General features: G+C 32.0%; 10 protein-coding genes. 5 read left to right on the top strand and 5 right to left on the bottom strand.

Annotation, left to right across the window (positions count from 1 at the left end; translation table 11 throughout):
* Positions 1-226: 226 nt before the first annotated feature.
* Positions 227-2,209, top strand: a complete 1,983-nt coding sequence (locus B2694_RS01305) for a sodium-translocating pyrophosphatase (RefSeq protein WP_346884227.1) — start codon at positions 227-229, stop codon at positions 2,207-2,209.
* 140 nt (positions 2,210-2,349) lie between these two features.
* Here B2694_RS01305 and B2694_RS01300 read toward each other — a convergent pair whose 3' ends face one another.
* Positions 2,350-3,225 carry a tRNA 2-thiocytidine biosynthesis TtcA family protein gene (locus B2694_RS01300; RefSeq protein WP_035134780.1) on the bottom strand — a complete coding sequence of 292 codons (876 nt, stop codon included), beginning with the start codon at positions 3,223-3,225 and terminating at the stop codon, positions 2,350-2,352.
* Positions 3,226-3,469: 244 nt separating this feature from the next.
* Here B2694_RS01300 and B2694_RS01295 point away from each other — a divergent pair, with 244 nt between their 5' ends.
* From B2694_RS01295 to B2694_RS01280, 4 genes are all read left to right on the top strand, one after another.
* Positions 3,470-5,332 carry a S8 family peptidase gene (locus B2694_RS01295; RefSeq protein ID WP_346884226.1) on the top strand — a complete coding sequence of 621 codons (1,863 nt, stop codon included), beginning with the start codon at positions 3,470-3,472 and terminating at the stop codon, positions 5,330-5,332.
* A 3-nt stretch (positions 5,333-5,335) separates the two neighbouring features.
* Positions 5,336-7,198, top strand: coding sequence for a S8 family peptidase (locus B2694_RS01290; RefSeq protein ID WP_346884225.1), 1,863 nt, complete (start codon positions 5,336-5,338; stop codon positions 7,196-7,198).
* Between the two features lie 70 nt (positions 7,199-7,268).
* The gene (locus B2694_RS01285; RefSeq protein ID WP_346884224.1) at positions 7,269-9,155 is read left to right on the top strand and encodes a S8 family peptidase; all 1,887 of its coding nucleotides are present in this window, start codon (positions 7,269-7,271) and stop codon (positions 9,153-9,155) included.
* A gap of 3 nt (positions 9,156-9,158) precedes the next feature.
* Positions 9,159-11,015: a S8 family peptidase gene (locus tag B2694_RS01280; protein ID WP_346884223.1), complete on the top strand. Its 1,857-nt coding sequence runs from the start codon at positions 9,159-9,161 to the stop codon at positions 11,013-11,015.
* 19 nt (positions 11,016-11,034) lie between these two features.
* On the opposite strand, the gene B2694_RS01275 is transcribed toward B2694_RS01280, so the two are convergent.
* From B2694_RS01275 to B2694_RS01260, 4 genes are all read right to left on the bottom strand, one after another.
* Positions 11,035-11,355, bottom strand: coding sequence for a DUF1622 domain-containing protein (locus B2694_RS01275; protein WP_346884222.1), 321 nt, complete (start codon positions 11,353-11,355; stop codon positions 11,035-11,037).
* Positions 11,356-11,543: 188 nt separating this feature from the next.
* On the bottom strand, positions 11,544-12,491 hold the full coding sequence (locus B2694_RS01270) for a type I phosphomannose isomerase catalytic subunit (protein WP_346884221.1): 948 nt from the start codon (positions 12,489-12,491) through the stop codon (positions 11,544-11,546).
* A gap of 70 nt (positions 12,492-12,561) precedes the next feature.
* On the bottom strand, positions 12,562-13,680 hold the full coding sequence (locus B2694_RS01265) for an amidase domain-containing protein (RefSeq protein WP_346884220.1): 1,119 nt from the start codon (positions 13,678-13,680) through the stop codon (positions 12,562-12,564).
* Between the two features lie 35 nt (positions 13,681-13,715).
* Positions 13,716-14,648, bottom strand: a complete 933-nt coding sequence (locus B2694_RS01260) for a M15 family metallopeptidase (RefSeq protein ID WP_346884219.1) — start codon at positions 14,646-14,648, stop codon at positions 13,716-13,718.
* Positions 14,649-14,677 lie beyond the last annotated feature (29 nt).

Raw genomic sequence — 14,677 nt, 5'->3', positions numbered from 1 at the left:
ATGATGATAACATTTATTAGTACTAATAAGATTTAAATTGTATTTAAATACATATTTATTAACCATTTTAATTTAAAATGGCTAATTTTTCTGCTTGATATATTATACTATTTTTTGTATCATATACAAGGTTAATACATAGGACAAATCCAATTGAAGTCTAGGTTAAACCCTTCACTTCAATTGTTAAATAAAATTAAATAAGAATATATAGGGGGACTTTATTATGAACAATCTTATCTATGTTTGTATAGTTGCTGGATTGCTTGCTTTAATCTCTGCCTTTTTACTACTATCAAAAATTAATAAAAGTAGTGAAGGTACAGATAAAATGAAAGAAATCGCTTCAGCTATAAGTGAAGGTGCTGCTGCTTTCTTAAAGGCAGAGTACAAAGTATTAATCATTTTCTGTGCAATTATTTTTGTATTAATTGGTGTAGGAATAGGTAGCTGGGTTACAGCTGTTTGCTTCTTAGTTGGAGCATTATTCTCAACTCTAGCAGGTTATGTTGGTATGCATACAGCTACTAAAGCCAATGTAAGAACTGCTGAAGGTGCTAGAACATCTGGTATGAGTAAAGCACTTTCAATTGCGTTCTCTGGTGGAGCTGTTATGGGTCTATGTGTTGTAGGTCTTGGACTTCTAGGAGTAAGTGTAGTTTACTTTTTTACAAATAATATAGAAGTACTTACTGGATTTAGTTTAGGAGCTTCTACTCTAGCTCTTTTTGGACGTGTTGGTGGTGGAATATATACTAAGGCTGCTGACGTTGGAGCTGACCTTGTTGGTAAGGTTGAAGCTGGTATACCTGAAGATGATCCACGTAACCCGGCAGTAATCGCTGATAACGTTGGTGATAACGTTGGTGATGTTGCTGGTATGGGTGCAGACTTATTTGAATCATATGTTGGTTCTATCATATCTGCTATTACTCTAGGCGTAGTTGCTTTTGGATTAGATGGAGCTATTTTCCCACTTATAATATCTGCAACTGGAATTTTCTGTTCTATAATAGGTATTGTGCTTGTAAATAATAGTAAAAGCCAAAATCCACATAAAGCTTTAAATAGCGGAACTTACTTAGCTAGTATATTAGTTGTTATATCTTCTGCTATACTTAGTAAAAAATTCTTTGGAGATTTCTTACCATTCTTCGCAATAATTTCTGGAATTATAGTTGGTTTATTAATTGGTAAGTTAACAGAGGTATACACTTCAAGTGATTATAAATCAGTAAAGAAAATTGCTGAACAATCTGAAACTGGTTCTGCAACAACAATAATATCTGGACTTGCTGTTGGAATGGAATCTACAGCTTTTCCTATAATATTAATTGCTATTGCTATACTAGTTGCTTATTCATTCGCTGGATTATACGGTATTGCTCTTGCAGCCGTTGGAATGCTTTCAACTACTGGTATAACTGTTGCAGTTGATGCTTACGGTCCAATTGCTGATAATGCTGGTGGTATTGCAGAAATGGCAGGACTTGATTCATCAGTTCGTAAGATTACAGATAAATTAGACTCTGTAGGTAACACTACAGCTGCTATGGGTAAAGGATTTGCTATTGGTTCTGCTGCACTTACAGCATTAGCATTATTCGCTTCTTACTCTCAAGCTGTTGGATTAACTACTATAGACTGTTTAAATCCTAAAGTAATTGTTGGTTTATTAATTGGAGGTATGCTTCCATTCTTATTCTCAGCATTTACAATGCAATCAGTTGGTAAAACTGCTAACAAAATGATTGTTGAAGTTCGTAATCAATTTAAAAACATTCCTGGTATCTTAGAAGGTACAGGAAAACCTGATTACAAAAGATGTGTTGAAATTTCAACAGCTGCAGCATTAAAAGAAATGATGCTTCCTGGAGTTATGGCTGTAGCTATGCCACTAGTAATTGGTATATTACTTGGTACAGAAGCTTTAGGTGGACTTCTAGTAGGAGCTCTTGTTTCTGGAGTTATGCTTGCTATCTTCATGTCTAACTCTGGTGGTGCATGGGATAATGCTAAGAAGTACATTGAAGAAGGTACTCACGGTGGTAAAGGTAGCGATGCTCATAAAGCCGCTGTTGTTGGAGATACAGTTGGTGATCCATTTAAGGATACATCAGGTCCATCAATCAACATATTAATAAAACTTATGACAATTGTTTCTTTAGTATTTGCTTCACTATTTGTTTCAATAGGTGGACTTTTATAGAAATCTAATTATAAGTTAAAATATTAAACCTCTTATTTTAGAATTGTAATTCTAAAATAAGAGGTTTCCTTTTATATAGTATTTATCTCACATGTAATTACTATGTAATCTTTTAGTAAATCAATTAAGCACCTTAATTTTTAATCTAAAAATTCTCCATCATATTCTTCTAAGAAAGAATGTTTTTGTCCATCCTTTTGCCAACCTAAAATTGCATCCATATTAACATTTTCAGCAGCCTTAAATATAGACTTATCCACATCTTTAAAATTCTTTTTCATTTCTTTTATCATATCCTTTATTTCATGTCTCTTGTTCCCAATCTTCTTTGCTGCTACCATGCATGCACAGTTAAGAGGCCATATACCACTGCTTTGTATAAAGTTTTCTATGTAGCTTTCCTCAACATAATAAAGAGGACGTATAAGCTCTAATCCTTTAAAGTTGGTTGCTTTAAGTTTTGGAAGCATAGTTTTAAAAGTTCCTCCATAAAGCACATTAAGCATTGTAGTTTCAATGACATCATTAAAGTGATGTCCTAGAGCTAGCTTATTACATCCAAGCCTTTCAGCTTCAGAATATAATGCACCCCTTCTCATCCTAGCACACATATAGCAAGGATAATCCTTTGCTATCTCATCTATAATGTCAAATATTTTTGAATCAAAGGTATGTATTGGTATATTTAAATAATTACAATTATCCAATAAAAGCTCCTTAATCTGTGGATGATATCCTGGATCCATAGCTATAAATTCTAATTCGAAATTCACTTGACCGTGACGTTTTAACTCTTGGAATAATTTAGCCATTATTATACTATCCTTACCTCCAGATATTCCAACAGCTATCTTATCTCCTTCTTCTACTAGGTTGTATTCTCTAATAGCCTTAATAAACTTAGACCATACTGATTTTCTATATTTTTTAATTAAACTTCTCTCTATTTCTTCTAATGGCTTTCTCTCATTAAAAGGAACTAATATTTCACAACCTTCTCCTGCTACACCACTCATTTATTTCACCTCGTATATTTTTTAATATATGCACTTTACATAATTCTATTATTAAGTTTACATCTTTACATTATAAACTTACTTTGATATTATAGCACCTTTATAAATTTTTGTCATACTACCATTTGTTCTTCCCTCCATAGATCAATTAAAAATTGCAGTAATAAAATATACTATTTGTAACTACTTTAACAACTATAGAATACAATAAATAGATAAACACTTTCTGGAGATGTAAGTTTTTATGGATAACGTAAGTTCATTTAAAGAGGCCTATCTAAGTGAAGATTATGTGACTCTATTCATTTTATCTACAAAAGATCTTGTTAATATTCTCAAAGATGTAGACTATGCTTATGCTTACAAGCTATCTGATACAATATACTATGTTTCTGTTATAGCTAGGGAGTACCGTCCTTTTGTTCGTAAATTCAGAGAAATATTTAGAGTAGATGTTAGCTATCCCTATACTTTATCATCTATAGAACCAATTAAATCTTCTTCCATAGCTCCTTTTCATGGAGATACCTTCTTAAATCTTAAAGGTAAAAATACTGTAGCTGCAATTATAGACACAGGTATAGACTATTTAAATCCTCAATTTCAAAATGATGATGGAACCACAAGAATTATAGGTATATGGGATCAAACCATTGAAAATACTAAAACAATTGATATTCCTGCTGGATTTTTTGGTACCTTTTATACTAGGGAAGAAATTAATAAAGCTATTGAAGCTTTTAATAAAGGTGAAAATCCTTATGATATAGTTCCTTCAAGAGATGTTATAGGACACGGTACAAATATGGCAGGTTTAATTGGGGCTAAGGGCTTAAATGGAGTTACAGGTAGTGCTCCTGAATGTGATTTCCTTGTTATAAAACTTAAAGAAGCAAAAACCAGTAATCTTAGATTAATTGGTATCAATGACAGAAAAAACATACCTATATTTGAAGGTCTTGATATACTACTTGCTATCATATTTGTTATGAATTATAAGGATTCTAACCCTTTAGCACCTATGAGTATTTTACTATCTACAGGAACCAATTGGGGTGGTCATGAAGGATTAACCTCTATTGAGCAAGATATTGATTATTTTTCTTCTATGAAGGGTCTAATTTTTGTAACTAGTTGTGGAAATCAGGGTGCTAATGCTACCCATTCTGAGGGAAGGTTCCTTAAAAGTAATTCACAGAATATTATAGAATTTATTGTAGGTCCAAAGGAAAACAATCTAGCTGTTATGCTTTGGATTCAAAGACCAGATAAAATATCCATATCTATAGTTTCTCCCGGTGGTGAGGTTTCACAACCTATACAGCCTAAATTAGTAGCTACAGAATATGAAGAAATTATTTCTGTGGTTGAAGATAGCACAATTAGTATTCTATTTTCAAGTTCAGAATTTACAACTGGAAATCAAGTTGTATATATAGCGATTAAAAATCCTAAAGAAGGTCTTTGGCAATTAAGACTTAAAGGTGATTTTATAGTTAATGGCAAATATGATGTATGGCTTCCTCAAAGACCTTTAATAGAACCAACTACTAGAATAGTAAGCTCCACTCCTTATAACACAATACAAATACCCGGCAATGCTAAAAAAGCTATAACTACCGCTTTCTATAATCAAACTAACAATACAGTGGTTGTAGATTCTGGTCGTGGTTATACTGCTGATAATAGAATTAAACCAAATTTAGCTACAGGTGGTATCATGGCATTAACTACTGGTTTAAATAATGAGAATACTATAATTTCTGGTAGTTCCGTGGCTGGAGCAGTATTATGTGGTGCTACTCTACTTATGCTTGAGTGGGGTATTATACTAGGAAATGATCCCAATATGTATGGTCCTACTATTATATCTTATTTAACTAGGGGAACTAATAAAAGAGCTGGAGACATATATCCAAATCCTGAATGGGGTTATGGCATGCTAAATCTTCAAGGTTCCTTTGAAAATCTAAGATCAACCTCATTTTTTAGAAACTACAATAAGTGTAATACTAAAACAAAAAGCCATCTACCTTCTATATTTTTTATAAATATGCCTAAAGAATTATATAGAAGAATAGATGATACCATAGATATGGAGGAATAATTTATGAATTTGTCAGATTTAAGAAAAATAACTAAGCAAATAGATGATCCATCCAAATATAATAGCTATATTGTTTATTATACTGGTGATATAATTACTCCTATTAGCACCATTTCCCAAGCTACAGTTATATTTTTAAGCCCATATATTGCAGTTATATTTGTAAAAGTTGGCTATGAAAACTTAATTACTTCTATTCCTAATATTAATATAATTGAACCAGATAATTACTTCATGCTTTCTCAAATATCACCTTTACAGACTTCTAATATAATTCCATTTTCTGAAGGTATCCCAATGGAATTAACTGGTACAGGAGTCGTTGTTGGTACCATTGATACAGGCATAGACTATTTAAATAGAGAATTTATTAGAGAAGATGGTTCCTCTAGGATATTATCTATTTGGGATCAAACAAATAATGACGGCCCTAGCCCACCTAGTATTAATTACGGTACTGTATATTCGCAAGAACAAATCAATGCAGCTATTTCACTTAAAGCTGAAGGTGGTGATCCATATTCCATAGTTCCTGAAATTGATACTGATGGTCATGGTACTCAATGTGCAGGTATAATTGGTGCTAGAGGTTATGGTGAAGTTAAAGGCGCTGCTCCTAACTGTGATTTTATATGTATAAAATTAAGGCCTTGGAGAAAAATAGGTGATGCTATGAATTCTTCCCAAGATGGTACTCCTGTTTATCGTAATTGTGATATAGCTACAGCTATACTTTATCTTATACAACAGCATTATATCTATGAACTTCCTATGGTAATATTTATACCCATTAGTGGTAATCTAGGCTCCCATGATGGTACTAATGTTATTGAAGAACTTATAGACTACTATTCTTTTAGTAATAAAGTCTCATTTGCTTTAGGCACTGGTAACCAAGGTAATTCGGGAACCCATGCCTCTGGTTATATAAATAACACTGGAGAAACTGCCTCTATTGAATTTTCCATAGCACCAAATCAAGGAGAATTTCACTTAGGTATATGGTGTTCCTATCCCGATAAAATTTCTTTAGGCATAACTTCCCCTAGTGGCCAAGTAATTTCAAGGATTGCTGTAAAACTTGGAAAAAAAGCAGTGGTTAATTTTTTGTATGAAAAAAATACCGCTATTCTAACCTATTACTTCCCTGAAACCATATCTGGTAACGAATTAATTTACTTGGAATTTCCTGATATTGCCCCTGGCATATGGACTTTAAATTTATACGGTGATTATATAGTTAATGGCTTATATAATATTTGGATTTATCCAAAACCTATATCCAAACCTGGAACTGAACTCTTAAATCCTGACAACTTCACAACTCTTACAATTCCATCTACTAGCAACTTAGCTATTACCACTGGATTTTATAATCAAAATACTAATGCTATAGCTTTAAATTCTGGAATTGGATTTACAGCAAATAATAAAATTAAACCTGACCTAGTTTGTGGTGGTATAAATGTATTAACTACCTCCCTAAATAATACTACTACAACTGTATCCGGCTCTAGCATCGCTACTGCAGTATTGGCTGGAGCAATATCCTTAATTTATCAATGGGGAATAACAAATGGTAATTTGAATATGTTATCCTCTGAAAATATAAAATCCTTACTAATTAGAGGCACAAAAAAGAGAGCTAATGAAGCATACCCTAATGAATTTTGGGGTTATGGAATTCTTGATATCCGTGGAACCTTTGATGCTATTAGAGGTATTTATTCTCACCCAAATTTGTTAGCAATACCTATAACTTCAGGAAATATTAACTTCTCTAGATATTGCAATGATAATATTGAAACATATATCCCTTATGATTTATTTAGAAGGCTAAACCTTACCAAGAACTTTTTATTTTAAATGTAACTACTTTATATTCTTTAGAATAATATAGATAGATAAGCAAGTTTTAGGAGATGTAAATTTATTAATGAATAATTTAAATACATCTAGACAAATTGATTCATGTAAAGAAGCCTATCTTAGTGAAGATTATGTAAGCCTATTTGTTCAATATGATAGGGATCTTGTTAGCATACTTAATGATATAGATTATGCCTGTGCCTTTAAAGTTTCTGAAATAGATTATATTGTAGTGGTTCGTGCTGGTAATTACATGGACTTTATTACCAGGTATTCAGGAATAACAGATAATCTAATTATAGATGTTAGCTTTCCATATACACTTACAGCTATTCAACCAGTAGATGCTGCTAACATAACACAATTTCATGGAGAAACTTTTTTAAATATTACAGGAGAAGGCACAATAGCTGCAATTATTGATACTGGCATAGATTACTTAAACCCACAATTTCAATATCCAGATGGAACTACAAGAATTGCGGTAATATGGGATCAGACTATTGAAAGTAATACAAATACTAATGATGATATAGCCTTTTTTGGCACAATTTATAGCCGTGATGATATAAATAGGGCTATCCAAGCTTCTACTGAAGGTGGTAATCCCTATGATATAGTCCCTTCAAGAGATGAAATAGGCCATGGTACAAATATGGCTGGTTTAGTCGGTGCAAGAGGGCTAGATGGTATAATCGGAAGTGCTCCTGAATGTGAATTTATAATTGTTAAGCTGAAGGAAGCAAAAAACAGCAATCTTAAATTGATTGGAATTAACAATAGAAGAAGCACCCCAATTTTTGAAGGTATTGATATTTATTTAGGTGTAAGGTTTGTAATAAATTACAATGATATAAATTTATTGCAACCCATGAGTGTTTTATTATCTACAGGAACAAATTGGGGTGGACACGAAGGTTTATCTTCCATAGAACAAGATATTGATTTCTTCTCATCTCGAAAGGGGCTTGTATTTGTTACTAATACTGGAAATCAAGGTTCTAGTTTAACCCATGCCTATGGTAGATTTTCAAAGACTAACTCCTTAGAAATCATAGAATTCATTGTAGGGTTAAATGAAGATAATTTAGTTCTTATGCTATGGCTTCAAAGACCTGATAAAATATCTATATCTATAGTTTCTCCTAATGGTGAAATTGCGGAACCTGTACAACCTCAACTAGTAGCCTATAAGTTTGAGCAAATTACTCTTATTCTTGAAAAAAGTGTGATTAGTATTGCCTTTACCAGTGCCGAATTTTCCACTGGAAATGAGGCTGTATATATAACTATCCAAAATCCCAAAGCCGGACTTTGGCAACTGAGACTCAGAGGAGATTATATAGTTAATGGGCAATATAATATGTGGCTACCTCAAAGACCTCTTATACAGTTGACCACTAGAGTAATTAACCCTAACCCATACACAACTTTACAAGCTCCTGCAAATGCCAGAAAAGCGATAACCACATCTTTCTACGATCAAAATAATAATACTATAGCCGTGGAATCTGGTAGAGGCTTTACTGCTGATAATAGAATTAAACCTAATTTAACTACTGGTGGTGTTATGGCATTAACTACAGGGCTAAATAATGAAACTAATATAATATCTGGTGGTTCTGTAGCTGGAGCTGTACTTTGTGGCGCTACACTTCTTATCCTAGAATGGGGCATAGTCCTTGGTAATGATCCTAATATATATGGTCCCTCTATTATTTCTTATTTAACTCGTGGAACTAGTAAAAGATCTGGTGATATATATCCAAACCCTCAATGGGGCTATGGTATGCTAAATCTTCTTGGTTCCTTCGAAAATCTTAGATCATCAAGTCTATCTAGGAACTATAGCGTTAATAATTCTTACTATGAAAATTATTTGCCACTTAATTCGTCTATAAAAATGCCTATTGAATTATATAGACGAATAGATGATATCTATAAGGAGGATTAATCCATGAATCTAAAAGATTTAAGAGAAGTAACCCAGCAATTAGATGACCCTTTACAATATAATAGCTTTATAATTTACTATACTGGTAATATAGCAGCTTCTATTGCTGAAATACCCCAAGCTAGTGTTGTAATACTAACTCCATACATTGCTGTTATATTTGTAGAAATTGGATACGAAAACTTAATTGTATCTCTACCTACTGTTAATATAATTGAGCCACCTAATGATTTTATACTTACGCAACTGTCCCCCTTAGAAACTTCTAACATAGTTCAATTCTCGGAAGGTAATCCTATAGATTTAACAGGAACTGGTGTAATTGTAGGTACTATTGATACCGGCATAGATTACTTAAACATAGAGTTTACTAGAGAAGACGATACCTCTAGGATATTATCTATTTGGGATCAAACTGATACTACTGGACTTGCACCATCTGGTATTGGTTATGGTAGTGAATATTCACAAGCACAAATAAATGAAGCTATTTCCCTAAGCAAATCAGGCGGTAATCCCTATTCTATAGTTCCACAAATAGACACTAACGGCCATGGAACTAAATGTGCAGGTATAATTGGTGCTAGAGGATATGGAGATATAAAAGGAGCAGCTCCAAACTGTGATTTTATATCTGTTAAACTAAGACCTATAAACGAGATAGAAGATACAGTAGATCCATCTACTCCTAGCACTCCAGTTTATCGTAATACAGACATAGCTACAGCTATGGTTTATCTTTTACGTCAACGTTCTATATACCTACGACCTATGGTTATATTTCTACCTGTTAGCAGTAACCTAGGTGCTCATGATGGCACTAATGCTCTAGAGGAACTCATTGATTACTATTCTTTTTCTACTACAGTGACCTTTGCTTTGGGCACAGGTAATCAGGGTGGTTCTGAAACTCATGCTTCTGGATATATATCTAATACTGGAGAAACTCAATCTGTGGAATTTTCAGTAGATCCAAATCAAGGTAATTTAAGTATAGCAATATGGTGTGCCTACCCAGACAAAATGTCTTTGGGTTTAACTTCTCCTAGTGGACAGGTAATTCCTAGAATTCCTGTAAAGATTGGTCAAAGTGCAAACATTAATTTTTTATATGAAAATACTACTACTAGAATAGTCTACTATTTCCCTGAAATTGTATCCGGTAATCAGCTAATATTTTTAACTTTTTCAAACATTGCTCCAGGTGTATGGAATATAAGTTTATATGGAGATTATATAGTAAATGGTTTATTTAATGTTTGGATTGATCAAAGACCTTTATCTAAGCCTGGTACAGCACTATTAAATCCAGATAACTTTACAACTCTCACTATACCTTCAACTAGTAATTTAGCTATTACTACTGCATTTTATAACCAAAATACTAATACCATAGGCTCAAATTCTGGAGTTGGCTTTACCTCAAACAATAAGATAAAGCCTGAAATAACCTGTGGAGGAATAAATGTATTAACTACTGGATTAAATAACACTATAACTACTATATCAGGTTCTAGTGCTGCCACAGCAGTACTTGCTGGTGCTATAGCTCTTTTTTATCAATGGAGTATAACTGAAGGAAACATTCCTATATTATCTTCTGAAAGCATAAAAACTTTTTTAATTAGAGGAACTAGAAAAAGACCTAATGAGGTATATCCTAATGAATTCTGGGGCTATGGTATTCTGGATATGCGAGGAGTCTTTGATGCTATTAGGGGAATTTACTCTCAACAAAGTCAGCTAGCACCACTTATCAGTCCAACTTCTCAACCTTCTAATCTTTCTAGGAAATTTGATGATAATGTAGAAACTTTTCTACCAGTAAGTCTATTAAGTAGATTAAAGTATAATGAGTAGGCTAAAATTAATAAAATACTTAGTGTCCATCACTTTTTATTTCCCAGTGAATAACAAAGGTTAGTATAGCTCTAAGTAATATTATTGCAGCTAATATGTACATCTCATCAAAATTTCTTACTATTACAGTTTTTAAAATCTCTGCAGCCAATTTAAACTCAAGTGCAAGTGCTAATGCTTGTGCAAAGTCTACCTTTATAGAATAATTAATTGGTTTAAATAAGCTTAGAATATATCTATAAAAGGCCTTCATTCCAGCTACTAGAATTACTGTAGTTCCCATTAATTCTAACAATGAAATAACTCTAGGTATTATTATTGTCGTAATAATATGTTCCAATGTTAAAAACCCCCTTATCAATTTACTATTACTTGTATATTATTATATAAATAGTGACTTGTCCATTTATTAATAACTAGAATATTAAAGAATAAATAGGAAGTTATGTAACTGTTTGCTATTAACTTGAAAATTTTAGCCCTAGACTCATATAGCTTTCTCTATATAGGTCTAGGGCTATTTTTATTTTAAAATATATGGCTTTTTATTAACTTCATATCACCTATTAAAATGTATTCACCTAAATATGCTGGTATTAGAAAACTTTCCAAAATAGATATGTCAATAAATTTTCTAAGCCCTTCATCAACAAAGCTAATTTTACCTTTACCTTCTACACAGGTAAATATAAAAAACTTGTTTTTATCACTAGTTTCACTATAGCTTCCTTTTATATTGTATATATCTATATTAAATTTTTCTGAATTCATATGATTTTGTATTACTAAATCATTGTTTATACATAGGCTCTTTGGTGTGCCATTAAAATTAACTACATCCAATGCTTTGTCAATATGAAGTTCTCTTCCTCGGTTATAATCATAAACTCTATAGGTAATATCACTATTTTGTTGTATTTCTGCTAATAATATGCCTTTTCCTATGGAATGAAGTAATCCAGGTTCTATTAAAAATAATTCTCCAGGCTTAATTGATATCTTATTCATGCAATCTTCCACAGTACCATTCTTACAACTTCTTTTGAATTCTTCCTTTGTACACCCTGTTGTACCAACAATTATTTCTGCTCCCTCTTCGCAATCTATAATATACCAAGCCTCAACCTTACCATTATCATTTTCTACTCTATGAGCATACTCATCATTGGGATGTACCTGCACAGATAGATTCTCATTAGAATTTATAATCTTTATAAGTAGTGGAAAATCCCTTTCTGTAAATTTATCTATATATATCTTATCTCCTAAAATTAAGTTTTTATATTCCTTAATTGTATCAACAAGCGCTTTTCCTTTATATTTTCCATTACTAATAATACTCATTCCATTTTTATGACAGGCAATTTCCCAGCTTTCTCCTATGTTTCCTTTAGGAAGATTTGTTCTATAATCTTCTAGCTTTCTTCCTCCCCAAATTTTTTCATAATATATATTTTCAAATTTAATAGGATACATATTGCCCTCTAATATAAATGTTTATATTTTAAGGTATGCTATGTATCCTAATAAGGTTAATTAAATATTTTTAATAATGAACTCTTATAAGCCAAAATTTAATATTTTTATCACTCCAACCCAAGTCCCAAGGCACATCATTTCTATCAGTATTGTGACAAGTAACTAAAGCATAACCTCTAGAATCTGCATTGGTCACAGTAGATATATGTTTAATATCGCCTTTTTTTTCATAAGCAACAAAATCTCCTGGCATAAGCTGATAGGAGGCTTTATATACCTTATCATAGGTTCCATGAGCTATTACTGAAGCTCTTCCACTATATACCCAATAGCTCTTAAATTTATCTGCATTTACCCAAGATGCTGTAGCTTCTCCTTTAGAATAATTCCATGATGAATTTTTCTTAAATTTACCACCTTCATGCAATATCTGTGAAGCAAAGTTAGCACAATCTCCACCTTCAGGATTAAAATTTCTATAATCTTTATTGTATTTATAACCAAATTCTTCTTCAGTAGCTGCTCCACAATATTTATTGGCATATTCTACAGATGCTTTCCTTCTTTCATCTAAATTTGAGAAATCTTTAGGTTCTTGAGCTAAAATAAATTCTTTTACATCATCTACTTTTAATTTTTCTAGATTTAAAGAATCTGCAAAGGGATCTGTATACCACTCCTTATTTATCAAGAAATTGTCCCCTTTATTTATTAAAGTAAGTACATGATAAGTCCCTATCCTAGCTGCATTAACCTCTTCTGGTCTATCTTCATAAACATATCTATATTCTGTAGAACATGTAAAGTTAATTTTGAATCCATTATCCTTTTCACTTATACGATTTACAACCACCTTAGGAAGTATTTCTGTAATTTTAACCCCTTGTTTCTGTTCCCAATTGTGAAGATAAATCATCTTTTTCTCTTCATTTTCATAGGCCCATATACCATACTTAGTCCCCATATCATAAACGGACTTAATGCTTTCTTCTTCTCCAGTTACAATGGCTCTATTACGCTTTGCAATAGTTTCTTCAATGAAGTTTTTAATTTCTAGCTTTACTTCTTCATCTACATCTTCAGCATTTGCTCTAGAAAAAAAAATATTTGCAATAATAATAGCTAGTAATATTCCAAATATCAACTTCCATGTAAGTATCTTTTTTATGGATCTTATAATATTCATAAAGGTCCTCCTCATTTTAGCTCTTTAGTTAATTATTAATTTAAAGTTCCTTCAATAATGTTAATATAATTATCTATTTTTATATCTCTTGGTACTTCACCAAACCAATCCATATCTTCCTTAAAGGTTTCTCCAAAGTATTTTGCCTTTATTAATACCTCTGGTCTATATTCAAAATGAAGAATATCGAAATGACCCCATTTTCCACCCCATACAAAGTTATTTTTTTCAAAAGTATCTACTAATTCCTTAGGATAGGATAACATCCTCTTTTCTCCAGCATCTCTAGATGCCCACTTCCAATAATCACTAGGATTACTATTAATATCAATAGCTATTCCATAGGCATGAGGACTCAGCTTTCCTGTACCTGATATAACTCTATAATTAAAAGTTCCATTAATAGGATTTAAAAGGGATGATACAGCTCCATTTCCTAGCGATAATTGTTTTAAATCCTCCATAGCTTTCTTTAAACTTTCTCCAGCTCCATTATTTTTATTAAATTGATAGTTTTTATAGGGTGCAGGAACACTTATAAGGTTAGATGATACTTCTCTTTCACTACCTCCATAAACTTCATTTAAAAGATTATAATTTCTAAATCTACCTGGATCTCTATTTATATCTAAAAGCTTATCAGGCATAGTAAGAGGATAAATATCTTCTAGTATATCTTGAAGGTCTGCATTATCCATTTTTCCGTTAAAATCCTTAGATTGTTTATCATCATAGAGTATTTTCTTTCCTGAATCTGTTATTATAAATACCTTTCCTTCTTCACTTTTCTCAACTCCAGTTATGAACTCCGGATATGCCATCATTAAAGTTAGAATATCTTGTTTCATTGTAGTATTATAATTAATTTCATTATTCTCTTCTATATCATCTGCAAATACTTTCATATTATTAATGAAAGTAACTAATATAGTTAAAATTATAATTCCATATAAAAAAAACTTTTTCATATATATCCTCCTAGCAAAGAACCTAACAC

It is taken from the genome of Clostridium sp. UBA4395 (assembly GCF_002390995.1).
In the GTDB taxonomy this organism is placed as follows: domain Bacteria; phylum Bacillota; class Clostridia; order Clostridiales; family Clostridiaceae; genus Clostridium_J; species Clostridium_J sulfidigenes.
The sequence above is the reverse complement of the archived record's forward strand: the minus strand, read 5'-3'. Positions and strand labels throughout refer to the sequence as shown.

Coding starts and splice junctions, on each gene's coding strand:
- B2694_RS01305 (WP_346884227.1), top strand. CDS start 227: ATGAACAATCTTATCTATGTTTGTATAGTTGCTGGATTGCTTGCTTTA.
- B2694_RS01280 (WP_346884223.1), top strand. CDS start 9,159: ATGAATCTAAAAGATTTAAGAGAAGTAACCCAGCAATTAGATGACCCT.
- B2694_RS01270 (WP_346884221.1), bottom strand. CDS start 12,491: ATGTATCCTATTAAATTTGAAAATATATATTATGAAAAAATTTGGGGA.
- B2694_RS01295 (WP_346884226.1), top strand. CDS start 3,470: ATGGATAACGTAAGTTCATTTAAAGAGGCCTATCTAAGTGAAGATTAT.
- B2694_RS01265 (WP_346884220.1), bottom strand. CDS start 13,680: ATGAATATTATAAGATCCATAAAAAAGATACTTACATGGAAGTTGATA.
- B2694_RS01285 (WP_346884224.1), top strand. CDS start 7,269: ATGAATAATTTAAATACATCTAGACAAATTGATTCATGTAAAGAAGCC.
- B2694_RS01290 (WP_346884225.1), top strand. CDS start 5,336: ATGAATTTGTCAGATTTAAGAAAAATAACTAAGCAAATAGATGATCCA.
- B2694_RS01260 (WP_346884219.1), bottom strand. CDS start 14,648: ATGAAAAAGTTTTTTTTATATGGAATTATAATTTTAACTATATTAGTT.
- B2694_RS01300 (WP_035134780.1), bottom strand. CDS start 3,225: ATGAGTGGTGTAGCAGGAGAAGGTTGTGAAATATTAGTTCCTTTTAAT.